Annotated in this window: 29 protein-coding genes and 3 pseudogenes; 27 read left to right on the forward strand and 5 right to left on the reverse strand. The window is 47.4% G+C overall.

The features are described 5' to 3' along the window. Nucleotides 1-101 precede the first annotated feature (101 nt). A pseudogene (locus tag DU481_RS13265) lies at nt 102-290 on the reverse strand (tyrosine-type recombinase/integrase); the annotation flags it as partial. Between the two features lie 380 nt (nt 291-670). Between DU481_RS13265 and DU481_RS13270 the strand changes: the two are divergent. Then, a complete protein-coding gene (locus DU481_RS13270) occupies nt 671-1,291 on the forward strand; it encodes an IS3 family transposase (RefSeq protein WP_350135313.1) in 621 nt (206 codons plus the stop codon). 35 nt (nt 1,292-1,326) lie between these two features. Further along, nucleotides 1,327-2,701 (forward strand): annotated as a pseudogene (locus tag DU481_RS13275) (IS30 family transposase). A gap of 7 nt (nt 2,702-2,708) precedes the next feature. On the opposite strand, the pseudogene DU481_RS13280 reads toward DU481_RS13275, so the two are convergent. Both DU481_RS13280 and DU481_RS13285 read right to left on the reverse strand, forming a co-directional pair. Next, nucleotides 2,709-2,843, reverse strand: a pseudogene (locus DU481_RS13280) (IS5/IS1182 family transposase); the annotation flags it as partial. 183 nt (nt 2,844-3,026) lie between these two features. After that, nucleotides 3,027-3,413 carry a dihydroneopterin aldolase gene (locus DU481_RS13285; protein WP_350135315.1) on the reverse strand — a complete coding sequence of 129 codons (387 nt, stop codon included), beginning with the start codon at nt 3,411-3,413 and terminating at the stop codon, nt 3,027-3,029. A 106-nt stretch (nt 3,414-3,519) separates the two neighbouring features. Here DU481_RS13285 and plsY point away from each other — a divergent pair, with 106 nt between their 5' ends. After that, nucleotides 3,520-4,134: a glycerol-3-phosphate 1-O-acyltransferase PlsY gene (gene plsY, locus DU481_RS13290; RefSeq protein WP_350135349.1), complete on the forward strand. Its 615-nt coding sequence runs from the start codon at nt 3,520-3,522 to the stop codon at nt 4,132-4,134. Here plsY and tsaD read toward each other — a convergent pair. Beyond that, a complete protein-coding gene (gene tsaD, locus DU481_RS13295) occupies nt 4,131-5,165 on the reverse strand; it encodes a tRNA (adenosine(37)-N6)-threonylcarbamoyltransferase complex transferase subunit TsaD (protein WP_350135317.1) in 1,035 nt (344 codons plus the stop codon). The two genes, plsY and tsaD, sit on opposite strands and share 4 nt — an antisense overlap. 173 nt (nt 5,166-5,338) lie before the next feature. Here tsaD and DU481_RS13300 point away from each other — a divergent pair, with 173 nt between their 5' ends. Further along, a complete protein-coding gene (locus DU481_RS13300; RefSeq protein WP_090317792.1) occupies nt 5,339-5,527 on the forward strand; it encodes a DUF3460 family protein in 189 nt (62 codons plus the stop codon). A 61-nt stretch (nt 5,528-5,588) separates the two neighbouring features. Further along, on the forward strand, nt 5,589-6,080 hold the full coding sequence (locus tag DU481_RS13305) for a hypothetical protein (protein ID WP_350135319.1): 492 nt from the start codon (nt 5,589-5,591) through the stop codon (nt 6,078-6,080). Between the two features lie 23 nt (nt 6,081-6,103). Here DU481_RS13305 and DU481_RS13310 read toward each other — a convergent pair whose 3' ends face one another. Beyond that, nucleotides 6,104-6,940, reverse strand: a complete 837-nt coding sequence (locus tag DU481_RS13310; RefSeq protein WP_350135321.1) for an SDR family oxidoreductase — start codon at nt 6,938-6,940, stop codon at nt 6,104-6,106. Between the two features lie 128 nt (nt 6,941-7,068). Between DU481_RS13310 and DU481_RS13315 the strand changes: the two genes are divergently transcribed. The 22 genes from DU481_RS13315 to DU481_RS13420 all read left to right on the forward strand — a co-directional run bounded on the left by DU481_RS13315 (nt 7,069) and on the right by DU481_RS13420 (nt 24,974). Then, entirely contained in the window at nt 7,069-7,434 is a 366-nt protein-coding gene (locus tag DU481_RS13315) for a DUF6164 family protein (protein WP_350135322.1), read from the forward strand. A 98-nt stretch (nt 7,435-7,532) separates the two neighbouring features. Then, a complete protein-coding gene (locus tag DU481_RS13320; protein WP_350135324.1) occupies nt 7,533-8,054 on the forward strand; it encodes a cytochrome P460 family protein in 522 nt (173 codons plus the stop codon). 199 nt (nt 8,055-8,253) lie between these two features. Then, nucleotides 8,254-8,613 (forward strand): Hpt domain-containing protein, encoded by a 360-nt coding sequence (locus tag DU481_RS13325; protein WP_350135326.1) that lies wholly within the window; start codon nt 8,254-8,256, stop codon nt 8,611-8,613. A 66-nt stretch (nt 8,614-8,679) separates the two neighbouring features. Further along, on the forward strand, nt 8,680-9,858 hold the full coding sequence (locus DU481_RS13330) for an acetyl-CoA C-acyltransferase family protein (protein WP_350135327.1): 1,179 nt from the start codon (nt 8,680-8,682) through the stop codon (nt 9,856-9,858). A 117-nt stretch (nt 9,859-9,975) separates the two neighbouring features. Next, entirely contained in the window at nt 9,976-10,350 is a 375-nt protein-coding gene (locus DU481_RS13335) for an ATP synthase subunit I (protein ID WP_350135329.1), read from the forward strand. Nucleotides 10,351-10,380: 30 nt separating this feature from the next. Beyond that, the gene (gene atpB, locus DU481_RS13340) at nt 10,381-11,190 is read left to right on the forward strand and encodes a F0F1 ATP synthase subunit A (RefSeq protein ID WP_090317768.1); all 810 of its coding nucleotides are present in this window, start codon (nt 10,381-10,383) and stop codon (nt 11,188-11,190) included. 58 nt (nt 11,191-11,248) lie between these two features. Then, on the forward strand, nt 11,249-11,521 hold the full coding sequence (gene atpE / locus DU481_RS13345) for a F0F1 ATP synthase subunit C (RefSeq protein WP_046848906.1): 273 nt from the start codon (nt 11,249-11,251) through the stop codon (nt 11,519-11,521). A 40-nt stretch (nt 11,522-11,561) separates the two neighbouring features. Next, complete coding sequence (locus tag DU481_RS13350; RefSeq protein ID WP_090317766.1) at nt 11,562-12,035, forward strand: F0F1 ATP synthase subunit B; 474 nt, start codon at nt 11,562-11,564, stop codon at nt 12,033-12,035. Continuing rightward, a complete protein-coding gene (locus DU481_RS13355) occupies nt 12,035-12,571 on the forward strand; it encodes a F0F1 ATP synthase subunit delta (RefSeq protein ID WP_350135331.1) in 537 nt (178 codons plus the stop codon). The genes DU481_RS13350 and DU481_RS13355 overlap by 1 nt, the downstream gene beginning before the upstream one ends. 12 nt (nt 12,572-12,583) lie before the next feature. Beyond that, nucleotides 12,584-14,125 (forward strand): F0F1 ATP synthase subunit alpha, encoded by a 1,542-nt coding sequence (atpA, locus tag DU481_RS13360; RefSeq protein ID WP_121166184.1) that lies wholly within the window; start codon nt 12,584-12,586, stop codon nt 14,123-14,125. Nucleotides 14,126-14,129: 4 nt separating this feature from the next. After that, nucleotides 14,130-15,014 (forward strand): F0F1 ATP synthase subunit gamma, encoded by an 885-nt coding sequence (atpG, locus tag DU481_RS13365; RefSeq protein ID WP_350135333.1) that lies wholly within the window; start codon nt 14,130-14,132, stop codon nt 15,012-15,014. Between the two features lie 33 nt (nt 15,015-15,047). Further along, nucleotides 15,048-16,427, forward strand: a complete 1,380-nt coding sequence (gene atpD / locus DU481_RS13370) for a F0F1 ATP synthase subunit beta (RefSeq protein WP_090317756.1) — start codon at nt 15,048-15,050, stop codon at nt 16,425-16,427. Between the two features lie 17 nt (nt 16,428-16,444). Continuing rightward, the gene (locus DU481_RS13375; RefSeq protein ID WP_090317753.1) at nt 16,445-16,867 is read left to right on the forward strand and encodes a F0F1 ATP synthase subunit epsilon; all 423 of its coding nucleotides are present in this window, start codon (nt 16,445-16,447) and stop codon (nt 16,865-16,867) included. A 221-nt stretch (nt 16,868-17,088) separates the two neighbouring features. After that, a complete protein-coding gene (gene glmU / locus DU481_RS13380; RefSeq protein ID WP_350135335.1) occupies nt 17,089-18,462 on the forward strand; it encodes a bifunctional UDP-N-acetylglucosamine diphosphorylase/glucosamine-1-phosphate N-acetyltransferase GlmU in 1,374 nt (457 codons plus the stop codon). A gap of 53 nt (nt 18,463-18,515) precedes the next feature. Further along, nucleotides 18,516-20,372, forward strand: a complete 1,857-nt coding sequence (gene glmS, locus DU481_RS13385) for a glutamine--fructose-6-phosphate transaminase (isomerizing) (protein ID WP_350135337.1) — start codon at nt 18,516-18,518, stop codon at nt 20,370-20,372. A gap of 153 nt (nt 20,373-20,525) precedes the next feature. Continuing rightward, nucleotides 20,526-21,251 (forward strand): YebC/PmpR family DNA-binding transcriptional regulator, encoded by a 726-nt coding sequence (locus DU481_RS13390; protein WP_350135339.1) that lies wholly within the window; start codon nt 20,526-20,528, stop codon nt 21,249-21,251. Between the two features lie 27 nt (nt 21,252-21,278). Next, nucleotides 21,279-21,797, forward strand: a complete 519-nt coding sequence (gene ruvC, locus DU481_RS13395) for a crossover junction endodeoxyribonuclease RuvC (protein ID WP_350135351.1) — start codon at nt 21,279-21,281, stop codon at nt 21,795-21,797. Further along, nucleotides 21,794-22,378, forward strand: a complete 585-nt coding sequence (ruvA, locus tag DU481_RS13400) for a Holliday junction branch migration protein RuvA (RefSeq protein WP_350135341.1) — start codon at nt 21,794-21,796, stop codon at nt 22,376-22,378. Before ruvC ends, ruvA begins: the two co-directional genes overlap by 4 nt. Before the next feature lie 22 nt (nt 22,379-22,400). After that, the gene (ruvB, locus tag DU481_RS13405; protein WP_350135343.1) at nt 22,401-23,447 is read left to right on the forward strand and encodes a Holliday junction branch migration DNA helicase RuvB; all 1,047 of its coding nucleotides are present in this window, start codon (nt 22,401-22,403) and stop codon (nt 23,445-23,447) included. A 26-nt stretch (nt 23,448-23,473) separates the two neighbouring features. Next, nucleotides 23,474-23,908: a hypothetical protein gene (locus tag DU481_RS13410; protein ID WP_350135344.1), complete on the forward strand. Its 435-nt coding sequence runs from the start codon at nt 23,474-23,476 to the stop codon at nt 23,906-23,908. Nucleotides 23,909-24,033: 125 nt separating this feature from the next. Next, nucleotides 24,034-24,705: a Bax inhibitor-1/YccA family protein gene (locus DU481_RS13415; protein ID WP_350135346.1), complete on the forward strand. Its 672-nt coding sequence runs from the start codon at nt 24,034-24,036 to the stop codon at nt 24,703-24,705. Nucleotides 24,706-24,794: 89 nt separating this feature from the next. Beyond that, entirely contained in the window at nt 24,795-24,974 is a 180-nt protein-coding gene (locus DU481_RS13420) for a hypothetical protein (protein ID WP_350135348.1), read from the forward strand. Nucleotides 24,975-25,128: the final 154 nt, after the last annotated feature.

Raw genomic sequence — 25,128 nt, forward strand, 5'->3', positions numbered from 1 at the left:
CTTGTGACTGTAATCAAGATCGGCAAAACTCGTTTGGTGTGGCATGGCGTATTTAGAAGGTCGTTAATAAATCTATTATCTCAACAAACCTCGGGATTTGTTCAGCGGTTCCCTAGGGGATTAGAAACAAGCTCTGCATGCTGCATGAGTTGCAGTTTTGATAGCTGCGCATACACACTTATCATCTCATCCGATTCCCAATCACCGAGTTCCTGCAACACATTCATGGGTGTATCTTGCTGTGCTAGCCAGCTTACGCATGAATGGCGCAGATCGTGCCATCTGAATGGAGTTGCCCTCTTTGAACGGACACATTAAGTTCTGTTTAAAGGAGAAATAAGATGACACAAAACTACAAGCCAGCCTAGCCGGCGGAGTTTCGCCAGCAGATGGTGGAATTGGTAGCATTGGGCAAATGTCCGAAGCAATTATCGAAGGAATTTGGTTGCCACTATACTTCGATATAATCATGGTGTCGTGCCGCGGGCGTGCCCTATGGATCAAACCAGGTAATTGTCCCGGCTTCGGTCTTGAGGGGTGTTTCCTTGAATAGCAACGAGCGGCAGGAGCTGCTGGAATTGCGCAAGAAGCTCAAGCGTGTGGAGATGGAGCGTGACCTATTGGCAAAGGCTACGGCCTGGTTTGCAAACAACAAAGATTGATTGGAAAGGTGTACCAACTTATCAAGGCAAACCGGGCACAATTTCCGGCTCGTAGACTATGTGAAACATTGGGTGTATCGCACAGCGGTTACTATGACTGGATTAAACGCACGCCTGGTCAGCGGGTCATTGCCAACTGCCAATTGATCGAGCAGATCATGGCTATATACCGCACAAGTAATGGTACGTATGGCCGCCCGCGCATTACCGTTGAACTGGCCGATCTTGGTATCAAGGTCAATCACAAGCGCGTGGGCAGGTTGATGCGTGAAGCAGGGATTAAGGGAGTGAGCCGTAGACGTGGTTTTGTAATCACAACTCAACGGAGCTGGCATGATCGGCCTGCTCTGGATCTGGTGCAACGTCATCTGAAAGCAACCAGCATCAATCAACTATGGGTTGCGGACATGACGTATATTCCCACCTGGGCAGGATTTTTGTACTTAGCCGTGGTCATCGATGTATTCAGCCGTAAGGTGGTGGGTTGGTCTTTCGGTGAAACCATGACAGCAAACCTGGTGATCAGTGCCCTGAGCATGGCATTAATCACCCGCAAACCGGGCAAAGTGATTCACCACAGTGGTCAAGGCAGTCAAAGTGGATTCAACCGTTTGTCGCAACACATTTGATTATGGAGGTGTTTATGGGACGACCAGCAGGATGGATGCAAAAGTTGACGAAGAGAGGGGCGATGCGCTCGCCAGGTGCGCCGTCACTTCGCAACGAGATTGAGCGGTTATTTTGGGAGCAGATTGCAACCGGGATAACAAGCGAGAAAGCGGCAGAGGCTGTTGGTGTATCGTCAGCGGTGGGCTCACGCTGGTTCCGTTATCGTGGAGGGATGCCATTATTCATGTCTAATCCATATCCGAAAGATACTTGTCATTTGCTGAGCGAGAAGAGATTGGACTGCTGCGAGCGCAAAGTGTTGGCGTGCGTGAGATTGCTCGCCGCCTTGGGCGAAGTCCGTCGACAATTTCACGGGAGCTGACTCGCAATGCTGCGACTCGCGGCGGTCGGCTTGAGTATCGCGCTTCAGTCGCACAGTGGAAGGCGGAACTGGTTGCCAAGCGACCGAAAACGGCGAAACTCGTGACAAACCCGCGATTGCGCCAATATGTTCAAGACTGCTTGGAAGGGAAGATTCATGGCGCTGATGGGCGTAAAATTGTGGGATCTCAACAGGCGCCGTTCATAGGACGAAATAAGCCACATCGTGGTGACCGTAAATGGGTCAAAGGCTGGTCGCCTGAACAGATTGCTAATCGGTTACTACTCGATTTCCCGGAGGACAAATCCATGCGCATCTCTCACGAAGCCATCTATCAGGCGCTTTACATTCAAGGTCGAGGTGCTCTCAAACGCGAGTTGGTGAGTTGTCTGCGCACGGGGCGAGCGTTGCGCGTACCGAGAGCCAGGGCACAGGCTAAAGTATGGGCTCATGTTAGCAAGGATGTTATGATCTCCAGTCGCCCTGCGGAGGTGGAAGACCGTGCTTTACCTGGGCATTGGGAAGGTGACCTGATCATCGGTCTGAATCGATCCGCAATCGGGACGTTGGTCGAGCGCTCAAGCCGATTTACCATGCTTACCCATCTGCCACGCGAGAAAGGCTATGGGCTGACTCCCAGAACGAAGAATGGCCCCGCATTTGCTGGCTACGGAGCTGTACTATGACTAATGCACTGAAAAAGACAGTAACGAGCCTACCCACCCAGTTGTGGCAATCATTAACTTGGGATCGTGGAAAGGAACTATCGGATCACGCCCGATTTACGATCGAATCTGGTGTTAAGGTGTTCTTTGCTGACCCAAATAGCCCATGGCAGCGCGACACCAATGAGAACACCAACGGTCTTCTGCGGCAATGCTTTCCAAAAGGCACCGATCTATCTCGCTGGAGTGCTAAAGAGATCCAGGCAGTAGCTCATACGCTGAACACCAGGCCTCGGAAAACACTTGGATGGAAAACACCAGCAGAAGCACTAAACGATTATCTAAAATCTATTCAACAACCTAGTGTTGCGACGACCGGTTGAATCCACCGTAATGAGGTTCAATCTGCGACAGCAACACTTGCCAGGGTATTACCCCTTCCATCTCGCTTAAGAAAACCTCCCGCCGTGTCCGGCGTTTCTTATGATTGTAATCAAGATCGGCAAAGCTCGTTTTGTGTGACATGGCGTATTTAAAAGGTCGTCAATAAAATCTATTATCTCAACAAACTTCGGGATTTGTTCAGTGGTTCTCTAGAGTAAGCATGTGCTTTGAGGGGTATCGAAATTACCACTTTTTCTTGGGTTCACTTTTTGTTCCGTTTGAATCTTGAAGCTTTAATGCTTCTAATTACAGTAAGCTTTGTCATCATTGATCACAGTTGATGGTAAATTTTCTATCGATTATTTTTCCTCGTTCAATGCATACACCGAGTTTTTTTACCCCACGAATAATCCCCAGCTTCGCAATACTAACTTTGACCCACGGCGCGTGAAAGTCGGTCAAAATAGTTTGCGCAATATGTTCGGCCAGCGCTTCCAGCAGCGAAAAGTGTTTGTTGGTGAGAATGTCGTTGATGCGGTCGACGATCAGCGCGTAATCGAGCGCGTCGTCGATGTTATCGGTCTGGCAGGCGCGGCTGCTGGGCAGGGCGATTTCCAGGTCGAGCTGGATGGTTTGCGGCACAATGCGCTCCCATGGGTATACGCCGATCAGCGTTTTGGCTTTGAAGTCGTGCAGAAAAATAATATCCATTGATGATTAAGCGCTAAAATGTGCGGATTGTTCGGGTATGGCCGGAAGCTTTTGCGAGCGGGCGATACCGGATTCTAGTCTATTTTTTCCAGGTGATGCTAATCCGATGACATTATTGTTGTTTGCCGTGCTGGCTTATTTGCTGGGCTCCGTGTCGTTTGCGCTGATTTCCAGTTGGATTTTTAAATTGCCCGATCCGCGCACCTACGGTTCCAAAAACCCAGGCGCGACCAATGTGCTGCGTAGCGGCAAGAAAGCTGCGGCGGTACTGACCTTGCTCGGCGATGCCGGGAAAGGCTGGCTGGCGGTATTTCTGGCGCAAACTTATGCGCCGCAGTGGGGTTTGGGAGATGAAGCGGCCGCCGTGGCGGCGTTGGTGGTGTTTCTCGGGCACGTGTTCCCGGTTTTCTTGCGTTTCCAAGGCGGCAAAGGTGTGGCGACGGCGGTCGGTGTGTTGCTCGGTTTGAATGTGTGGCTGGGATTGCTGGCGATGGCGACTTGGTTGGCGGTTGCGTTCACTTGGCGTATTTCGTCGCTGTCCGCTTTGATTGCGGCGGTGTTAGCGCCGCTGTATGGTATCGCTCTGCTCGGTTTTGAAGTCAGCACCTTGGCGGTTTCGGCGATGTCATTGCTGTTGATCTGGCGACATCAATCGAACATCGTTAATCTGCTGGCGGGTAAGGAAGGGCGGATTGGCGAGAAAAAGGAACCCGGGGTTTAATCGGCTTCCGGCGTTTCCAGCATCTCCAAATTCCAGCGTGCATTAACGGTAAAGCTGTGTGCCGGTTGCCGGGCGGATTCCGGCATTGCTTGCAGCCGCAGGGCACCGGCAAACGCAATCATCGCGCCATTGTCGGTACAGAATTCCAGTTCCGGATAAAACACTGTGGCGCCTTTGGTTGCGGCTTTGCCGCTGAGATTGCGACGCAGTTGTTCGTTCGCGCCGACACCTCCGGCTACTACCAGTTGCTTCAGCCCGGTTTGACTTAACGCCATCAACGATTTTTCCGTCAGCACATCCACTACGGCTTCTTGAAACGCCAGTGCGATATCGGCGCGGATTTGATCGGTGATTTCCTGTTTGTTGATCACAGTCAGCACCGCGGTTTTCAGTCCGCTGAAACTGAAATTCAGATCGCCGCTGTTAAGCATGGGGCGCGGCAGTTTGAATTTCCCGGGCCGTCCTTGCCGGGCGAGCTGCGATAATGCTGCGCCGCCGGGATAGCCTAATCCCAATAGCTTGGCGGTTTTGTCGAACGCTTCACCGGCGGCGTCGTCGACGGTTTCACCCAATAATTTGTAATGGCCGACGGCATCGACTTGCATTAACTGCGTATGTCCACCCGATACCAACAGTGCGATGAATGGGAAGCGTGGCGCCGGGGTCGATAGCAACGGCGACAGCAGATGGCCTTCCAAATGATGGATGCCGAGCGCCGGAATGTTCAACGCAAAACTCATCGCTGCGCCGATGCTAGCGCCGACCAATAGCGCACCGGCCAAACCGGGGCCTTGCGTGTAGGCGATGGCGTTGATATCGCGCAGTTCGCATCGGGCTGAGTGCAATGCTTGCCGGATCAAAGGGAGCACGCGCCGGATATGGTCTCGCGACGCCAGTTCCGGGACCACGCCGCCGTATTCGCTGTGCATCGCGATTTGCGAGTAGAGCGTATGACTCAGTAGGCCGCGCTCTGTGTCAAAGAGCGCGATTCCGGTTTCATCGCAGGAAGTTTCAATACCGAGAACAAGCATCAGGAAAAGTGAGGGTTGGTTTAATGTGGGATTGACCGTAGGCCGTTATTTTATCACGATACACTGCGGCGGTTTGTTTGCGTGCGGACTGGAAGATAGATGCCGGGGCTGTATCGAAAATCAGGTCTGTGCTAAAGTTCGTTTTTTGTAATTTTTAGGGCACGAGGTAAGTCATGGATTATAACTACGAATCTGAACACACCAAATTTATGCGTGAATTTCTGGAAAAGAATCCGCAAGTGGAAGAAAAACGCTTGGCTGCGCGGAGCGTATGGTGGGATAAAAAACAGAACTTGGAAGAGCGTAAGCGTTTTAAGGAAGCCGCTGAACCGATGAAACCCTATGTTTATTTTGGTGGATAAGATTTTGTAACCATTCAGCCGCGCTTCAATCGATAGCAAGCTGATCTCCGGGGGTGTTGCCATGCAGCGATGGATTGCCGTTTTAACCGCATTTGTCCTGACGGCATGCGCGAATCTGAACGGGGCGGCTGATAAAGCACAACGCAACGAGGAACAATTTGCCGGAGAACATGCCGCGCTCGCAGCGTGCGTGGTGGCAAAATTACAATCCGACGGGCGGTCGTTCTTGCGGCCGCTGCAATTCAAAAACCGCCAATATCCAGATATGCATGCGTCGGAGATTCATGCCTACGATACCCGGTATCTACGCAACGCCATCGCGACTTATGCGCCTTCAAATCCCGATGCGATTTTGATTTATGGCAATCCGGCGCTGGAAATTCAGTCCGCCGCGCAACGTAATGACAATGACAAGCCGGTTTATGCTTTCGCTTTGCTGCTGCAGCAAGCGGATGATGCGAAAGTTACCGCATCCTTGCGCGGTGATCCATTCTTCGCCAATATTGCCTGGAAAATCGTGGAGTCATGTGTGGCTACCACGGCCAAACCTTGATTCCTCAGGCTTGATTCCGCCTGCTAGTTGTTATTCCCGGATTTTGCCAATAAGACATCCAGCGCGCGCGTGCTGAGAATGCGTTTGAGGATGCCGAACAGGTACGTGGGAACGGTCACATAGTAACGCGCTTGGGGTTTTTCTGCTTCCAGCGCGTGAATCACACGCTTGAGTACCGCCTCGGGCGGCAGCGTGAAGGGAACGGCCGGTCCCGGTTTGTTCAGACGGCTTAGCACACCTTGGTACTTCTCCCGGTGAAAGCTGTTTTCAATGTCGATGTATTTTTGCAGTGCTTGGACGGCGTTCGTGCGAAACTGGCTGGCGATCGGCCCCGGTTCGATCAGACTGACATATACATTGCTGCCCTTGAGTTCCAGCCGCAGCGTGTCGCTCAATCCTTCGATGGCATATTTGGAAGCATTGTAAGCGCCGCGGAAAGGCAGGGCGACGAAGCCGAGCACCGAACTATTTTGGATGATCCGTCCGCATCCTTGGCGGCGCATGACCGGTATCACAAGATTGGTTAATTCCTGCCAGCCGAACACATTGGTTTCGAATTGCGCGCGCAGGGCGTCACGGTTCAAGTCTTCGACAGCACCCGGCAAGCCGTAAGCGCCATTGTTGAATAGCGCATACAATTCACCGCCGGTGCGGCGCATAGCTTCTTCAAAAGCAAAATGAATCGAATTGGAATCGTTTAAATCCAGACGGAAGCTTTCCAATCCTTCGGCCAGCAGTTTTTCTACGCTAGAGCGTTTTCTGGCTGTGGCAAATACGCGGTAACCGCGTTCCTGCAATCCCTTGGCGGCGCAATAGCCGATTCCGCTGGAACATCCTGTGATTAATATGGTTTTTTTCATTTATTCAGATCAACTTGTAATGGGTATTTCTATTTTCTGAAGCTTGACACCGGATTCAGTGCAGCGATAGCATCAATTGCGGATGATAAGCTTTTCACAACAGAAAATAACATAATCGAAGACTATTCATGGCAAAAATTATATTCAGGTTAAATGATGTTCCCGATGATGAAGTACACGATGTGCGCGAATTATTAGCCAGCCATGCGATTGACTTTTATGAAACTTCGGCGGGAAATTGGGGGGTATCGATGCCGGCGATATGGCTCAAAGAGGACGGCCAGTTTGAACAGGCACGCGAGCTGCTGGATGCTTATCAAAAGGAGCGGACGATCAGAATGCGGGCGGAATATGCTCGTCTCAAGCAAGAGGGGAAAAATAAAACCTTCTTTGATGCGGTTAAAGAGAAGCCGGTTAGTTTTACGATCCATTTGGCGGTTGCGTGGCTGGTTATTTATTTGTCTATCCAATTGGTTCTGGATCTTGCTCAATAGAAGACATTTTTCATGCCAGCAATTTTCTTCGCGCAATACGGTATGATAGCGATCCAAACCTTGTTTTATCCAGGAATATTCTAAAAAGGAGAGAGAACATGAAATATACGTTGAAAGCAATGGCTGCTGTATTTGCGATAACCTCGGTGTATGCCTACGCTGGCGGAGATCCTGAACACGTTAAGTTTCCTGAAGGCTATAGCAAAACTTTCACGCAATACGGCACCATGAATCGTGCGAATCAAACCCAGGTGGCCAAGTTGTATGCCAACGAGGCTGCGATTTCCGGCTATAAGCAAGGAAATAAGAGTGCTCCCGGTGGCGTTGTGGTAATGGAAATCTATACCCCTAAAAAAGGCGCGGATGGTAAGCCTGTTGCCGGTAGCGACGGACTCTTCGAGATCGATTCGCTGGCTGCGGTTGCGGTGATGGAAAACAGGAGTAATTGGGATGCCGCCTTTCCAAAGGAAAATCGCACCGGAGATTGGGGATTCGCTCTTTACAATCCCGATGGCACCGCTAAAAGCAACGATTTGAACTGTGTGCAATGCCATACACCGCTGCAAGCGCAGGATTATTTGTTTACATATCAGAAGCTGGTTGATTTCGTGAAGAAATAAGCAACCGGATCAACTGAGCGGGTGATTCTGTTTTAACAGATAGTCTGCTCAGTGATTGCCTGACTGTGCATGAAGACTTCTGACTTCATGGTTGATTACAGTGCATTGATAAGCTTAATCTTCTCGCTACTACGGTAAATCATGCCGGCAGTGCCGCGTAATTCAATAAGCGGCTTCATTTAGACAGCCCAAAGAACCGATGAGCGATCCAGTTCTCAATTTAGATAAACTCAATACCTGGCGACAAATGGATCCCGAGGGTGGAGCCGGGTTTATAAAAAAACTGATCACCATTTATTTGTCGTCTGCACCTGCATTTCAGATACGGATTGAGCATGCTATTCAAGCTGCGGATAGCGATGCATTGGTCAGAGCGGCACATACTTTCAAGTCCAGCGCATCAAATATCGGCGCCGAATTACTTGCTGATATTTGCCGCCAATTGGAAGAATATGGTGATAAGAATCAGCTCAGCGAAGCTACTGAGTTGCTGGTAGAAATGCAAAATGAATCCCAGCGGGTGATAACCGCGTTAGAAGAGTTATTGGAGAAATGTTGATTTGCAATGCAATTTGCGGGGTTTGTTGCGCGCCGGTTTACCATTACCATCCGCAGAGGGAAATCCATGCGTGAGGTTGTGATTTTAAGCGGTGTGCGTACGGCGATAGGCGATTACGGTGGCGCGCTCAAACAGGTTGCGCCCGTTGATCTGGCGGCGAAAGTGGTTCGTGAAGCAGTGTTGCGCGCCAGGATTGATCCTAATGAAGCCGGGCACCTGGTTTTTGGCAACGTCATACACGGTGAGACGCGCGATATGTATTTAGCGCGCGTGGCTGGCATCAACGGCAGTTTGCCGCACCATACTGCGGCGCTGACGGTAAACCGGCTGTGCGGAAGCGGCCTGCAGGCCATTATTTCAGCCAGTCAGAATATATTGCTTAATGATACCGATGTGGCCATTGCGGGCGGAGCCGAATCCATGAGCCGTGGCGGTTATTTATTGCCAGCACTGCGTTGGGGGCAACGCATGAACGATGGCGGTACTGTGGACATGATGGTGGGTGCGTTAACCGATCCCTTCGATACTGTGCATATGGGAATTACAGCGGAAAATATTGCTGCCAAGTGGCAGATTAGCCGGGAAGCGCAGGATGCATTTGCCGTGGAAAGTCATCGGCGTGCGCTTTGGGCGATAAAAAATGGTTATTTCAAAGAGCAGATACTGCCTGTGGAAGTGATTGAACATAAAAAAACCGTTATTTTCGATACTGATGAACATCCGCGTGAAAATACGAGTATTGAAAGCTTGGCGAAATTACGTCCGGTTTTTCAGAAAAACGGCACGGTGACGGCCGGTAACGCTTCCGGCATTAACGATTGCGCAGCGGCATTGGTGTTGATGGAGAGTGACGTAGCGCAGAAGCGTAACCTCACTCCGATGGCGCGGCTGGTTTCGTATGGTCATGCCGGTGTTGATCCTAAATTTATGGGCATTGGTCCAATTCCCGCAGTTCAGAATGCGTTGCGGCGTGCTGGGCTTAAGATATCGGATATCGATGTCATTGAATCCAATGAGGCGTTTGCTGTGCAAGCATGCGCAGTAGCAAAGGAATTGCAGTTTGATCCGGAAAAAACCAATCCGAATGGTGGTGCTGTGGCGTTGGGTCACCCGATCGGTGCAACGGGAAGTGTTTTGGTAATCAAGGCGATTTACGAGCTGCAACGTTGTGGCGGGCGATATGCGCTAGTTACAATGTGCATCGGCGGCGGACAAGGGATTGCTGCTGTTTTTGAAAGACTTTGAAAGATTCTAGAATGTTGGTTAACTGGAATTTCGCATTGACTGGGGTGGGTAATTAAGCTATAGTCACGGCTTTTTTAAGTACGGGTAAAGCTGTCTTTCCAAGGGCAGGTGGTGAACATGTCTTGGATTAAGAATAGGCCGCTCAAGATTGTTTTGCGCGTGCAGTTGCTGATAACACTGGTGGTAGCAGTTGCCGTAGGTGTTTTTCTTGGCATGCAAAGTGCGATTTCAGCGGCGTTGGGAGGGAGCGTAAGTGTGATTTCCTCGGCAGCGTATGCAATCATCGTTTCTCATCACAAAGGTTATACCGCAGGAGAAACGGTTAGAACGGCACTAAGAGCAGAATCAGTAAAAATAATATTGACTGTAAGCTTGTTATGGGTAGTGTTTAAATTTTATGAAAATCTAAATGCGTTCGCGTTTATCGGAGCATTTATCCTGACAGTTTTAGCTTATAGCATGGCATTGTTGGTATCAGACGATACAAAGTAAGATAAATTTATAAAAGTAAAGTAGGCACGCATGGCATCGGGAACAGAACTTACTCCAACATCATATATTGATCATCATCTAACCTATTTAACAACGCAAGTCAGTGAAGGTTCTTTTTGGGTGTTGCATGTTGATACTTTGATCACATCCATAATCCTCGGTGTTATCAGTTTCGGTTTTATTTGGTTAATTGTGCGTAAAGCTACGCCCGGTGTGCCTTCTAAAAGCCAAGCATTCGTTGAGCTTGCGGTTGAGTTTATTGATAACGAAGTAAAAAATACATTTCATGGTAATCGGCATGTGCTGGTTGCGCCTTTGGCATTGACTGTATTCATATGGGTTCTGATGATGAATGCCATGGATATACTGCCAATCGATATTATGGCGTGGGTTACGGAAAATGTATTCGGATTGCATAATTGGAAGATTGTGCCTACAACGGATGTCAATACGACTTTTGCGATGGCTCTTTCAATATGGTTTTTAATGATTTTCTTTAATCTCAAGGTCAAGGGATTCGGCGGGTGGATGCATGAGCTGTTCTGTACGCCATTTGGTAAAAATCCGTTGCTCTGGATATTGAATTTGTTGTTTAATTTTATCGAGTATGTATCCAAGCCTTTGTCTCATTCGCTACGGCTTTTCGGGAATATTTATGCAGGCGAGATAATTTTTCTGCTGTTGGGTATGTGGGCAGCTACGGGTGTGTCGGGTACAATTTTTGGTTCGATTTTAGGGGCTGGTTGGGCAATATTTCATATATTGATCGTTACCTTGCAAGCATTTATTTTTATGATGCTGACAGTGGTTTATATATCAATGGCGCACGAATCTCACTAAAGTAAATTTTATAAGCTCATCTAGTAACATATTATTAATCTTAAAAAAGGAAATTAAAATGGAGAATTTGCAGTTTTTAGCAATGATTCAGGCGTATACCGGAATAGGTATTGGTTTGATGATCGGACTTGGTGCAGCAGGCGCATGTATTGGTGTGGGTGTTATGTGTAGCCGTTTTCTTGAAGGTGCGGCACGTCAACCGGAAATGATACCGACTCTGCAAGGTAAAGTGTTTCTTTTGCTTGGTTTAACTGATGCGTCTTTCATTATTGCTGTTGGTCTGGCTATGCTGTTTGCATTTGGAAACCCATTGTTGGCAGTGATTCAATAACAATGCTGTTGTTGTTTAGATCAGAAATTACAGGCTTGTCATGAATATTAACTTTACTTTAATTTCTCAGGCGATAGCCTTTTCGGTATTTATTTGGTTCACGGTCAAGTTTGTGTGGCCGCCACTCCTGCGTGCGATAGAAGAGCGTCAAAAAACGATAGCCGATGGTTTGGCTGCCGGAGAGCGTGGCCGTCATGAATTGGAGCTGGCCAGTCAACGCTCATCTGATGTGTTGAGAGAAGCGAAACAACGTGCTTCAGAAATTATTCTGCAAGCTGAAAAACGAGCTACCGAAATCGTCGAGGAAGCTAAGCGAACCGCAAAAGAAGAAGGCGATCGCATTATAACGGGTGCCAAAGCGGATATTTCGCATGAAGTATTCAGCGCAAAAGAAGCGTTGCGTCAGCATGCAGCTCAGTTGGCAATTGCTGGTGCAGAGAAAATATTACGCCGGGAAGTTGATGCTAAAGCGCATGCGGATATATTGATTGCAATTGAGGAAGATTTGAAATAATGGCTGAAGCGATTACAGTTGCGCGACCCTATGCGGAAGCAGTATATAAGCATGCTGTTGCTAACGAGAGTTTGTCGCAGTGGTCAAAAATATTGCAGCTAGCTGGAATGATTGCTGAAGATAATGATATGAGATCACTGATCGGTAATCCAATAATTTCAGCAAAACAACTTGGCGAAATATTTCTAGAGATCGGGAAGAGTAAATTTAATTCCGAAGCTCGTAATCTAGTGATGCTGCTGGCAGAGAATAAACGGATATCAATATTACCGCAGATTAGTCAGTTATTTGAGCAGTTGAAGGCGCAACATGAGGGTGTTCTGGAAGCAAAAATTGCCAGTGCTTTCGCGTTGGAAAGCAAGCAACTAAAAAAATTAGTTGAAGATCTGGAACAAAAATTCAAGCGCAAAATAGAGGCTCAAGTAAGTGTTGATCCAGAGTTAATTGGTGGTATTAAAGTTGAGATTGGTGATGAGATTCTAGATGCCTCGGTACGGGGTAAGCTTGAAGCTATGGCCATTGCCCTTAAAAGCTAGGAGTTAAATGAAATGCAGTTAAACCCATCCGAAATCAGTGAGCTGATTAAAAAAAGGATAGAAGGACTTGTTGATACGGCAGAGGTTCGTACGCAAGGAACGATTGTTTCTGTAACAGACGGTATTGTTCGTATACACGGTTTATCCGACGTGATGCAAGGTGAGATGTTGGAATTTCCTGGCAATACTTTCGGTTTGGCGTTGAATCTAGAACGTGATTCCGTGGGCGCAGTTATTATGGGTTCGTATGAGCACATATGCGAAGGTGATACAGTCAAATGCACTGGCCGTATTTTAGAGGTACCCGTAGGTGAAGGCTTGCTGGGGCGCGTGGTGAATGCACTGGGGCAACCGATTGATGGTAAGGGCCCGATTACAGCGGCGAAATCTGAGCCAATTGAAAAAATTGCACCGGGTGTAATCTGGCGGCAATCGGTAGATCAGCCCGTGCAAACCGGACTGAAGTCTGTTGATTCGATGGTTCCAGTTGGGCGTGGGCAGCGTGAGTTGATTATCGGTGATCGTCAGACAGGTAAAACTGCGGTAGCGATTGATGCGATTCTCAATCAAAAAGGCCAGAACATGCTGTGTATTTATGTGGCAATCGGACAGAAAGCATCATCGATCGCTAACGTGGTGCGCAAGCTGGAAGAACATGGCGCCATGGAATATACCATTGTTGTAGCTGCAACAGCATCAGAGTCAGCGGCAATGCAATTTATCGCGCCTTATTCTGGATGTACGATGGGAGAATATTTCCGTGATAAAGGTCAGGACGCATTAATCGTATACGATGATTTAACTAAGCAAGCTTGGGCTTATCGTCAAATATCTTTGCTGTTACGTCGGCCACCAGGTCGCGAAGCCTATCCGGGTGATGTGTTTTATCTCCATTCGCGTTTGCTGGAAAGGGCGGCGAGGGTGAGCGCGGCCTATGTTGAAAAAGCAACAAATGGTGCGGTAAAAGGTAAAACAGGTTCTTTGACAGCGCTACCGATTATCGAGACACAAGCCGGTGACGTGACAGCTTTTGTGCCAACGAACGTAATTTCAATTACCGACGGACAGATATTTCTTGAAACAGATCTGTTCAATGCCGGTATACGTCCCGCTATTAATGCAGGGGTGTCGGTTTCTCGTGTGGGCGGTGCAGCTCAAACGAAGGTCATCAAAAAATTAGGCGGTGGTATACGGCTGGCATTGGCGCAATATCGTGAATTGGCAGCTTTCGCGCAATTTGCATCGGACTTGGATGAAGCGACTCGTAAACAGCTTGAGCGCGGCAAGATGGCTACAGAATTGATGAAGCAGCCTCAGTATGCAACACTCAGTGTATCAGAGATGGCGCTTACACTATTCGCAATCAATAATGGTTACTTTGATGATGTGGAAGTAAATAGAGCACTTGCATTTGAATCTGCGCTAAAAAATTATATACGCGGTCAGCATGCTGCAATTCTTGACAAAATTGAGAAGAGTAAAGAACTCAATGCTGAAACAGAAAAAGAATTGACAGCTGCGATTCAAGAATTCAAGCAAAACGGAACCTATTAAGCAAATGGCCGGCAGCAGAGAAATCCGCAATAAGATAAAGAGTGTAAAAAATACACAGAAGATTACGCGCGCAATGGAAATGGTCGCGGCATCGAAAATGCGTAAAGCTCAGGATCGTATGAAGAAAGCCCGTCCTTATGGTGAGAAGATACGAAATGTAGCTGCTCATATGAGTCGGGCAAATACCGAATATCGGCATCCTTTTTTGATTGCACGTGATACCGTGAAACGAATTGGTATCGTTATCGTGACTTCGGATAAAGGTCTTTGCGGAGGGTTAAATACCAATGTCTTACGCAAAGCTCTAAATCAAATGAAGACCTGGCAAGCAGAAGGAGAACAAATCGAAGTCTGCTGTATCGGTAACAAAGGTTTAGGTTTCATGAGCAGAGTTGGAGCAAGTGTCACTTCGCAAGTAGTAAGCCTGGGTGATACTCCTGATATATCAAGACTCATCGGTGCCGTAAAAGTGGTTCTTGATGGCTATACGCAAGACAAATTTGATCGCGTGTACATTTTCTATAATCGCTTTATCAATACCATGAAGCAAGAACCTGTTATGGAACAATTGCTTCCGTTGACTGATGATCGCATGCAAAGTAGCGAACAAGATAGTGTTAAATCTAAAGCGACTTGGGACTATATTTACGAGCCGGAAGCAAAGCCTGTCATTGACGATATTATGGTGCGCTATGTAGAAGCTTTGATATATCAAGCAGTAGCAGAAAATATGGCTTCGGAGCAATCTGCCAGGATGGTGGCGATGAAAGCTGCATCAGACAATGCGGGCAATGTCATTGATGAATTGACATTAATTTATAACAAGTCTCGACAAGCGGCAATTACGAAAGAGCTATCCGAAATCGTCGGTGGTGCTGCAGCTGTTTAAAACATTTTTGAATATAGAGTCAAGGGAACAACGATGAGTCAAGGAAAAATTGTTCAGTGTATTGGTGCAGTGATTGATGTGGAGTTTTCGCGCGATTCTCTGCCAAAAGTATATGATGCATTAATTATGGAAGGTTCCGAGCTTACGCTGGAAGTTCAGCAGCAGCTTGGTGATGGCGTAGTGCGCACTATTGCATTGGGATCTTCAGACGGATTGCGCCGTGGCATGATAGTGCAAAATACCGGTAAACAGATTACCGTGCCTGTCGGAACCAAAACCCTGGGAAGAATTATGGATGTTTTGGGACGTCCCATAGATGAAATGGGCGATATTGGTGCTGATCAACAAATGTCGATTCATCGTGAAGCACCTGCGTTTGATGAACTGTCGGCATCAACGGAATTACTCGAAACCGGCATTAAAGTGATTGACCTGATCTGCCCGTTTGCAAAAGGCGGTAAGGTAGGATTATTTGGCGGTGCAGGTGTCGGTAAAACAGTTAATATGATGGAATTGATTCGCAATATTGCGATCGAGCATAGTGGATATTCCGTATTTGCTGGTGTGGGAGAGCGTACGCGCGAAGGAAATGACTTTTATCATGAGATGAAAGAATCGAAGGTTCTGGATAAAGTGGCATTGGTTTATGGACAAATGAATGAGCCGCCCGGAAACCGTCTCCGCGTTGCGCTAACCGGATTGACAATGGCAGAGTCATTCCGTGACGAGGGTAAGGATGTCTTGTTCTTCGTTGATAATATCTACCGTTATACATTGGCAGGAACCGAAGTTTCAGCTTTGCTAGGACGTATGCCATCTGCAGTGGGGTATCAACCGACGCTGGCGGAAGAAATGGGACGATTGCAAGAGCGTATCACATCGACTAAAACAGGTTCAATTACCTCTATTCAGGCAGTTTATGTGCCAGCGGATGACTTGACCGACCCGTCTCCAGCAACAACATTTGGACACTTGGATGCAACCGTTGTGTTGTCGCGTGATATCGCATCATTGGGAATTTATCCAGCTGTCGATCCACTGGACTCCACATCGCGTCAGTTAGATCCACAGGTTGTTGGCGAGGATCACTACAATACGGCTCGTGCTGTTCAGCAAACATTGCAACGCTATAAAGAGTTGCGAGACATTATCGCGATTCTGGGAATGGATGAACTATCCCCTGAAGATAAACTTGCAGTTAGCCGGGCACGTAAGATTCAACGGTTCTTATCGCAACCGTTTAACGTAGCTGAGGTATTTACTGGCTCACCAGGAAAATATGTTTCTCTTAAAGATACGATTAAAGGCTTTAAGGGAATTGTTGAAGGTGAGTATGATGATTTACCAGAACAAGCATTCTATATGGTAGGCAGTATCGAAGAAGCTGTTGAGAAAGCGAAAACACTTCAATAAACCAAGAGGAAATAGTCATGGGTACCATATTTCATCTTGATATCGTTAGTGCTGAAGAATCTATTTATTCCGGCCCGGTCGAATTTTTGGTGGCACCGGCCCAAATGGGTGAGGTAGGTATTTATCCGCGCCATACACCGATGCTGACAAGAATCAAATCCGGAATGGTGCGAATCAAGGCACAACTTAAAGAAGAAGAGTTAATCTATGTATCGGGTGGAATGCTGGAAGTTCAGCCTGATGTGGTGACGATATTAGCGGATACCGCAGTGCGGAGTCACGATCTTGATGAAGTTAAAGCGATCGAAGCGAAGCGAGCTGCTGAGGAAGCAATGAAGAATCGAGAATCCGAACTGGATTACGCTAAAGCGCAAGCCGAGTTGATAGAAGCCATGGCGCAATTAGCAGCGATTGATAAGCTGAGAAAACGCGGTCATTGATTGTGATTCATAAGTTCTAATGATGAAAAAGGCGACATAAGTCGCCTTTTTTGTATCTGTTTCTCTAGCATTGATCTGGTTACAATGACTGGGTTGTAAACGGTAAAAAACAATGCGCTGGATTGCGTCAAATGGTCGAGGAGATTTGACTGCATTTGTTGTTCAATCATTGCGCATTTAGATAAGATCCATCAAAAACTTCATTTCAAAAGCAGATTATCGTGTCCAAGCTTAATGTAGTGATACTGGCAGCCGGTGCCGGAAAGCGTATGCAATCAACTCTTCCCAAGGTGCTGCATACTTTGGCGGGATGGCCACTGTTAATGCATGTCATTAACACAGCGCGCATGCTCTCGCCTGACAAAATCTGTGTTGTTGTAGGCTATGGTAGCGACCAAGTAAAACAGTCAATCACCGGCGATGATTTGAACTGGGTTTTGCAAAGGCAGCAATTAGGTACCGGGCACGCGCTCATGCAGGCTTTACCGCAATTGAATACCGATGGAATCACGCTGGTTTTGTATGGTGATGTGCCATTGGTACGGATTCAAACCTTGCAACAATTAATCACAGCGGCTGAAGAAAAGAATTGTGCGCTATTAACAGCAACAATCGACGATCCTTTTGGCTACGGCAGGATTTTGCGTGACCGGGAAAGCGGAGAGGTGGTTGCAATCGTTGAACAAAAAGATGCCACTGCAGAACAGCAGAGTATCTGTGAGATTAATACCGGCATAATGCTCATACCCGATCAGCATTTGCATCAATGGCTGCCAAAGCTTGAGAACAAAAACACACAGCGCGAATATTATTTGACCGACATCATTGCGATGGCGGTAAAAGATGGTATACATGTCGCATCGACACAAGCGGGTAATTTCTGGGAAGTCATGGGCGTTAATAACAAGCATCAGCTGGCGGAACTTGAGCGTGTTCACCAAAAAAACCGTGCTGAGATGCTATTGGAAGAGGGGGTTAGCTTACTAGATCCCAATCGGATAGACATACGCGGTGAGCTGAGTTGCGGTTCTGATGTTGAAATTGATGTTAACTGTATTTTTGAAGGAACCGTTAAGTTGGGCGATTTCGTCCGGGTAGGCGCCCATTGCATATTAAGAAATGTAGCGGTTGCGTCGGGGAGTATTATTCATCCCTTCAGCCTGCTCGAAGATGCCGAAATCGGAGCAGATAGCAAGATTGGTCCTTATGCGCGCATCCGGCCAGGGACGAGGTTGGCACAGAAAGTGCACATCGGAAATTTTGTCGAAGTCAAAAATAGTCAGATTGCTGCGGGAAGTAAAGTGAATCACTTAAGTTACATTGGTGATTCTACAGTAGGAGAAAATGTCAATATTGGCGCTGGAACAATTACTTGTAATTATGATGGCGCAAACAAATATCGAACCGTCATTGAAGATGATGTGTTCATCGGATCCGATACACAGTTGATTGCGCCCGTTAAGATTTCGAAAGGATCGACTATTGGTGCCGGATCGACTATCACGAAAGAAACTCCGGAGAATCAGCTTACCTTGTCCAGATCAAAGCAAGTCAGCATTACTGGATGGAAGCGCCCGCAAAAATCAAAGGCATAGTAAAAGTCTATGCAGTATCGTTCATTTAGCTAAAGTTGTGAGGAGAATGCGCTATGTGTGGAATAGTTGGTGCAGTGGCTAATAACAATGTTGTTCCGGTATTGCTGGATGGATTATTACACCTGGAGTACCGCGGGTATGATTCCGCCGGACTTGTCGTTACCTGCAACGGTCTGCAAAGATTGCGAACAACAGGCCGTGTAACCGAGTTGCAGAAACTGGCTCACCAAAAAAATACCCACGGCTTTGCCGGTATTGCCCACACCCGCTGGGCAACGCATGGCGCACCTTCCGAGCGCAATGCACACCCCCATTTTTCCGGAATGCCAGATTCATCGGTACGGATAGCCATTGTACATAATGGCATCATTGAGAATCATGAAGTCATGCGTAAGCGCTTGCAAGCTGAAGGGTATGAGTTTATTTCCGACACCGATACGGAAGTCATTGCGCATCTCATTGCGTTTAATCTCAAGCATACCGACGATTTGTTAACCGCAGTCTGCACTTCTATTGACGAACTGCAAGGCGCATACGCGATCGCAGTTATGGAAGAAGCCCGGCCAGAAAGAATTGTGGTGGCGCGTAATGGCGCTCCATTGCTCCTGGGATTGGGTGAAAGCGGCAATTATGCTGCTTCTGATGCTTCTGCGTTATTAAAAGCGACCCGGAATATGATTTACCTGGAAGAAGGTGACGTGGCCGAACTGACTCGCGATGGGTATCGAATTGTGAATTGTCTGCAGGGTAACTCTATCAGGGAAGTCAAACGGACAGTACACGAGAGCAATCTCTCCAGCGTAGCGATCGAGCTCGGGCCTTATACCCATTACATGCAGAAAGAAATTTTCGAGCAACCGAGTGCGGTGGCGAACACCCTGGAAATGGTCTTCAATGCGCAATCTATTTCGCCCAATTTGTTTGGCAGCGAGGCCGAAAAAGTATTTTCCCAAACCAAGAGTATTCTCATTCTGGCTTGCGGGACCAGCTATCATGCCGGACTGGTTGCGCGCTATTGGCTGGAAACCGTGGCTGGTCTTCCGTGCAACGTTGAGATTGCCAGCGAATATCGCTATCGCGATCCGATTGCAGATCCCCATACGTTAGTGGTTGGTATTTCGCAATCGGGTGAGACCGCAGATACGTTGGCGGCGCTCAATTACGCCAAGAAACTAGGTCATCAATATAGTCTGGCGATTTGCAATGTGCCGGAAAGCGCGTTAATACGTCAAACTGACCTGCGCTTTCTTACGCGTGCCGGACCCGAGATCGGTGTGGCATCGACCAAGGCATTTACTACGCAATTAGCTTCGTTGTTGCTGCTGACAGTAACGTTGGCAAAAATGCGCCATAAATTATCCGTGCAAGATGAGCAACAAATGATCATGACGCTGCGTCATTTACCGATGGCTTTGCAGCATGCGCTGCAAGTCGAGCCGCAAGTGCGTATTTGGGCGGAAAGTTTTGCGCAGAAACGCCACGCATTATTTCTCGGGCGGGGCGTTCATTATCCGATTGCCATGGAAGGGGCTCTAAAACTCAAGGAAATTTCGTATATCCATGCGGAAGCCTATGCGGCCGGAGAACTGAAGCATGGGCCGCTGGCCTTGGTAGATGATGAAATGCCAGTCGTTGCGATAGCGCCAAACGATCAGTTGCTAGGAAAACTCAAATCGAATTTGCAGGAAGTGCATGCCAGAGGTGGCGAGTTATATGTATTCGCAGATGCGGATTCACAGATTGCGCAGAGTGAAAATGAACATGTCATTCGTTTATCGGAACATGCCGGTTTGCTGAGTCCGATATTGCATACCATACCGCTGCAGTTACTGGCGTATCATGTTGCCTTGGTGAAAGGCACGGATGTCGATAAACCGCGAAATCTGGCAAAAGCAGTGACGGTTGAATAAAAATTGCTATTGCGTACGCTGGATCTTTTTCAATAAGACTGTATATATACCACTGAGCTGCTCTTTCTTCTTTCATTGTTCATGAAGTTTGATACTTTATCCAAGGGATGCAGGGTGGTAATATAAAAACACTTAAACAAAAGGTATATACAAATGGCGGGTCATAGTAAGTGGGCTAATATCAAGCATAAAAAAGCTGCGCAAGATGCCAAGCGGGGTAAAGTGTTTACGCGGCTAATCAAGGAGATAACCGTTGCTGCCCGCATGGGTGGCGGCGATCCAGACATCAATCCGCGCTTACGTCTGGCGGTGGACAAAGCATACGATCAGAATATGCCCAAGGATAATGTCGAACGTGCAATTAAGCGCGGTAGCGGCGCGCTGGATGGCGTCGATTATGAAGAAATCCGTTACGAGGGCTATGGGATCGCGGGTGCCGCCGTCATGGTGGATTGTATGACCGATAACCGTGTCCGCACCGTGGCCGATGTGCGGCATGCATTTACCAAATATGGCGGAAATCTAGGTACGGATGGATCCGTCAGTTTCTTATTCAAACATTGCGGGCAGTTGATTTTCGCTCCGGAAACCGATGAAGATAAACTGATTGAAGCCGCAGTGGAAGCCGGTGCAGAAGATGTGATCAGCAATGAAGACGGCAGTATCGAAGTGATTACAGCGCCTTACGAATTTATCAATGTAAAGGTAGCGTTGGAAAAAGCCGGATTTAAAGCTGAGCTGGCGGAAGTCACTATGAAACCCGGTAATGAAGCTGTTTTAACGGGCGATGATGCAGTAAAAATGCAGAAACTACTGGACGCCTTGGAAAATCTTGATGATGTGCAAAATGTTTACACTACGGTCGTACTTGATGAATAGAAATTCCGTCGATCAGCAGGTGATAAAATCCGCATTCTTGGCATAGATCCGGGTTTACGTATTACTGGTTTTGGTGTGATTGATAAAAGCGGGAGTAATCTAACCTATGTCAGTAGCGGCAGCGTTAAGACTTTGGCAGGTGAATTGCCTTCCCGTTTGAAGTTAATTCTGAGTAACTTGAGTGAAGTCATTGCTCAGTATCAACCCGAGCATGTCGCCATCGAACAAGTTTTCGTCAATATCAATCCTAAAACTACCTTATTGCTCGGTCAGGCGCGTGGCGCAGCTATTTGTGCCGCCGTCATGAATAATTTAACGGTGTCAGAGTATACCGCGTTGCAAATAAAACAAGCCGTGGTCGGGAATGGGCATGCAAAAAAAAACCAAGTGCAGGAGATGGTGGTGCGTTTGCTCAGATTGTCCGGCAGCCCGAGTGCCGATGCCGCGGACGCCTTGGCTTGCGCGATCTGTCATGCGCATGGCGGGCTTGGTTTGGGGAGAATTGCGACAACAGGTTACCGCATGAAACGGGGGCGTTTGGTGTGATCGGGCGATTAACTGGTGTATTGCTGGAAAAACATCCGCCGCAGGTTTTACTGGATGTGCAAGGAGTCGGGTACGAGATCGACGTACCGATGAGTACTTTTTATGAGCTTCCGGCGCTTGGCGCACAAGTAACGTTGTATACCCATCTGGTGATACGGGAAGATTTGCATTTGTTATTCGGCTTTGCAACAGAATCAGAGCGGCAAACTTTTCGTCAGCTGATAAAAATTTCGGGTGTAGGCGCAAGAACCGCATTAGCAATTTTATCGGGACTGAGCGTGCCGGATTTGCACCGTGCCGTTGGTGCACAGGATAGTGCACGGCTAATCAAAGTGCCAGGCATCGGCAAAAAAACGGCGGAACGTTTGTTGCTGGAATTGCGCGATAAACTGGATTCCGCCGCGATCAGTCCGGACCAAATCCACGCTGCACCCACGCAGGATAGTGACATACTCAATGCATTGTTATCTCTGGGTTATAATGATCGTGAGGCAGGCTGGGCGATCAAGCAGATCTCTTCAACAGCAACGGTATCGGAAGGTATACGCCAAGCATTGCAGTTATTATCGAAGGAAAGGTAGCCGACTGAATGAGGAGTAGTGAATGATCGAGACGGATCGACTGGTTACCGCAATTACTTCATCATCGCAGGAAGAAATTCTGGAGCGCGCGTTACGCCCGAAGCAACTGGAGGAATATGTTGGCCAGGAAAAAATACGCGGGCAGTTGCTGATTTTTATTGAAGCAGCCAGGAAGCGGCGCGAGGCGCTTGATCATGTGTTGTTATTCGGTCCTCCGGGTTTGGGTAAAACCACTCTTGCACACATTATCGCCAGGGAAATGGGTGTGAATCTGCGGCAAACTTCCGGTCCGGTTCTGGAGCGGCCGGGTGATTTAGCCGCTTTGCTGACCAACCTGGAGCCCAATGATGTATTGTTTATCGATGAGATTCACCGCTTATCGCCGATGGTAGAGGAAATTCTGTATCCGGCGCTAGAAGATTATCAGTTGGATATCATGATCGGTGAGGGACCGGCGGCACGGTCGGTTAAGTTGGATTTGCCGCCGTTCACCCTGGTAGGTGCAACGACGCGCGCCGGTATGCTGACTAATCCGTTACGTGATCGTTTTGGCATCGTTTCCCGACTGGAGTTTTATACTCCGGAAGAGCTGAGCAAAATTGTGAGCCGTTCCGCAAGATTGTTGAACGTGAAAATATCTCCGGATGGCGCGTTTGAAATTGCACGCCGCGCGCGCGGCACGCCACGGATAGTGAATCGATTGTTGCGCCGGGTGCGTGATTATGCTGAAGTCAAAGCCGATGGGCATGTTACACGTGTAGTGGCGGATGCGGCCTTAAGCATGCTGGATGTGGACGCCATAGGCCTGGATATCATGGATCGGAAATTATTGTTGGCGGTGCTGGAGAAATTTAGCGGTGGGCCGGTTGGCGTTGATAATCTCGCTGCAGCGATCAGTGAAGAAAGGGATACGATTGAGGATGTATTGGAACCTTATTTGATCCAGCAGGGGTTCCTGAAACGGACGCCGAGAGGACGGATGGCAACAGCGGCTACGTATCAGCATTTTGGTATCACTTTGCCCAGAGATGGGTTCAGTAACGATCTGTGGGAAGAAGATAATTCATAGTTATTTGTTTTAGTATCTCAAAATTTATGCAAATCCATACATTACGCATTATCGTCGCTCTTTTGTTGACATCGGTTGTCATGCTGTATTTTTATACTGATCGTGAAAAAAGCTACTACACTAAGGCTGCGGAACCGGCCGTTGCTCAGATTCTCACTGAGATTTCCAGTTGGGAAAAACAAAAATTGCTGCTTCACTTGGCGCCGGAAGCCAAGCAAACAATCAATGACGAGCAATTGGATGAGTTGTTAAAACTGTATCGCGGTTTTGGCCGATTTCAATCCATTCAGGAACTTAATTTTTCGCGTACGGTGAGCGCATTCTCGCTGGTGGGTGAAAAACGGATCAATTATTCTGGCATAGCCAAATTTGATGCGGGCCTTGTCAGTTTGAATATTACTTTGATTGAACGTGGCGGATTTTTTCTTGTTTATAACTTTACTTTAGCAAAAGCCAAGTAGGAATAATGTAATTAAAAGATTGACATAATCCATGCTATGATAGTTTGAACTATATTCTGGATATAGTAGTCATAGCGGTCGTTAGAGGATAGTTTGGTATGAATTTCACAAGGGAGACTATTTAAATGAATCAAAATTACTCGACAGTTTCGCAAAGATCTACGTCTGCGATTGCAACAAATAAAGTGTTACGTAATACCTATTTGCTTTTATCCATGACATTGCTGTTCAGCGGATTTACCGCTGCGCTTTCAATGTTGATGAATACGCCACCGATGACCTATTTAATTTCTGTTATTGGCGGTATGGTAATCGCCATGTTTGTCTTGCCCCGTTTTGCCAATTCACCAGCAGGTATCGGAATCGTTTTTTTGATAACTGGAATGCTGGGATTTGGGCTAGGTCCAGTGCTGAGCATGTATGCATCTTTGCCTAATGGCGGAAATATCATTACTTTGTCGTTAGGCGGTACGGGGGTTATATTTATGGGATTATCCGCGTATGCATTGGCTACAAAAAAAGACTTCAGCTTTTTGGGTGGATTCCTGATGGTGGGCTTCCTGTTGGTATTGTTGGCAGCGCTGGCTAATATTTTTCTGCAGATACCGGCCATGTCATTAATGATTTCCGCTGTTGTCATCATGATAATGAGCGGTTTTATTCTGCACGATACCAGCCGCATTATTCATGGTGGCGAAACCAATTATGTGCTGGCAACGATTGGACTGTACATGACAATTTTTAATATCTTCATCAGTCTGCTGCAAATATTGGGAATTATGAGCAACGATGATTAATTCCTAAGCGTGCTGTTTGAGGCATTTGAAGCCCCGGTTTAGCCGGGGCTTTGTTTTGGGGTGAGCGTGTAATTAAATCGGGAGCAATTATGGAGTGGATGGAAATTATTTCTGCCTTAGCATTACTTGCATTCATTATTATTTTATTTCCAGTAGCCCGGGAAAGGATAAAAAACAGTCCACAAGGAACATCATCCGATTGGATGGGGTTTGTCATTCCTGTCATAATTATAGCATTATTTGTCACGTTTTTGGTAATGCTGGTGTAACTCTATTTTATCTTCGATAAAAAGAATTTCAATTTAAGAAAAGGGTCTTAGGAAGTTAAGCACTTACTAAAGTGTGCTAACTTTCTGAGATGAATGCCAAAAACAGATACTATTTTCGTTCTCGAATCAGAGAAGCAAAGTTCAGGCAACTTAT

It is taken from the genome of Nitrosomonas sp. (genome assembly GCF_040240425.1).
Classification (GTDB): domain Bacteria; phylum Pseudomonadota; class Gammaproteobacteria; order Burkholderiales; family Nitrosomonadaceae; genus Nitrosomonas.

What these genes read in the sequence shown, in the direction of transcription:
- atpE (WP_046848906.1), top strand. Translation starts at nt 11,249, where the DNA reads ATGGAGAATTTGCAGTTTTTAGCAATGATTCAGGCGTATACCGGAATA.
- atpG (WP_350135333.1), top strand. Translation starts at nt 14,130, where the DNA reads ATGGCCGGCAGCAGAGAAATCCGCAATAAGATAAAGAGTGTAAAAAAT.
- tsaD (WP_350135317.1), bottom strand. Translation starts at nt 5,165, where the DNA reads ATGCTTGTTCTCGGTATTGAAACTTCCTGCGATGAAACCGGAATCGCG.
- atpB (WP_090317768.1), top strand. Translation starts at nt 10,381, where the DNA reads ATGGCATCGGGAACAGAACTTACTCCAACATCATATATTGATCATCAT.
- atpD (WP_090317756.1), top strand. Translation starts at nt 15,048, where the DNA reads ATGAGTCAAGGAAAAATTGTTCAGTGTATTGGTGCAGTGATTGATGTG.
- DU481_RS13305 (WP_350135319.1), top strand. Translation starts at nt 5,589, where the DNA reads ATGCAGCGATGGATTGCCGTTTTAACCGCATTTGTCCTGACGGCATGC.
- DU481_RS13315 (WP_350135322.1), top strand. Translation starts at nt 7,069, where the DNA reads ATGGCAAAAATTATATTCAGGTTAAATGATGTTCCCGATGATGAAGTA.
- atpA (WP_121166184.1), top strand. Translation starts at nt 12,584, where the DNA reads ATGCAGTTAAACCCATCCGAAATCAGTGAGCTGATTAAAAAAAGGATA.
- DU481_RS13410 (WP_350135344.1), top strand. Translation starts at nt 23,474, where the DNA reads ATGCAAATCCATACATTACGCATTATCGTCGCTCTTTTGTTGACATCG.
- DU481_RS13415 (WP_350135346.1), top strand. Translation starts at nt 24,034, where the DNA reads ATGAATCAAAATTACTCGACAGTTTCGCAAAGATCTACGTCTGCGATT.
- DU481_RS13420 (WP_350135348.1), top strand. Translation starts at nt 24,795, where the DNA reads ATGGAGTGGATGGAAATTATTTCTGCCTTAGCATTACTTGCATTCATT.
- DU481_RS13285 (WP_350135315.1), bottom strand. Translation starts at nt 3,413, where the DNA reads ATGGATATTATTTTTCTGCACGACTTCAAAGCCAAAACGCTGATCGGC.
- DU481_RS13320 (WP_350135324.1), top strand. Translation starts at nt 7,533, where the DNA reads ATGAAATATACGTTGAAAGCAATGGCTGCTGTATTTGCGATAACCTCG.
- ruvB (WP_350135343.1), top strand. Translation starts at nt 22,401, where the DNA reads ATGATCGAGACGGATCGACTGGTTACCGCAATTACTTCATCATCGCAG.
- DU481_RS13350 (WP_090317766.1), top strand. Translation starts at nt 11,562, where the DNA reads ATGAATATTAACTTTACTTTAATTTCTCAGGCGATAGCCTTTTCGGTA.
- DU481_RS13355 (WP_350135331.1), top strand. Translation starts at nt 12,035, where the DNA reads ATGGCTGAAGCGATTACAGTTGCGCGACCCTATGCGGAAGCAGTATAT.
- DU481_RS13375 (WP_090317753.1), top strand. Translation starts at nt 16,445, where the DNA reads ATGGGTACCATATTTCATCTTGATATCGTTAGTGCTGAAGAATCTATT.
- glmS (WP_350135337.1), top strand. Translation starts at nt 18,516, where the DNA reads ATGTGTGGAATAGTTGGTGCAGTGGCTAATAACAATGTTGTTCCGGTA.
- DU481_RS13300 (WP_090317792.1), top strand. Translation starts at nt 5,339, where the DNA reads ATGGATTATAACTACGAATCTGAACACACCAAATTTATGCGTGAATTT.
- DU481_RS13310 (WP_350135321.1), bottom strand. Translation starts at nt 6,940, where the DNA reads ATGAAAAAAACCATATTAATCACAGGATGTTCCAGCGGAATCGGCTAT.
- plsY (WP_350135349.1), top strand. Translation starts at nt 3,520, where the DNA reads ATGACATTATTGTTGTTTGCCGTGCTGGCTTATTTGCTGGGCTCCGTG.
- DU481_RS13335 (WP_350135329.1), top strand. Translation starts at nt 9,976, where the DNA reads ATGTCTTGGATTAAGAATAGGCCGCTCAAGATTGTTTTGCGCGTGCAG.
- DU481_RS13325 (WP_350135326.1), top strand. Translation starts at nt 8,254, where the DNA reads ATGAGCGATCCAGTTCTCAATTTAGATAAACTCAATACCTGGCGACAA.
- DU481_RS13390 (WP_350135339.1), top strand. Translation starts at nt 20,526, where the DNA reads ATGGCGGGTCATAGTAAGTGGGCTAATATCAAGCATAAAAAAGCTGCG.
- DU481_RS13330 (WP_350135327.1), top strand. Translation starts at nt 8,680, where the DNA reads ATGCGTGAGGTTGTGATTTTAAGCGGTGTGCGTACGGCGATAGGCGAT.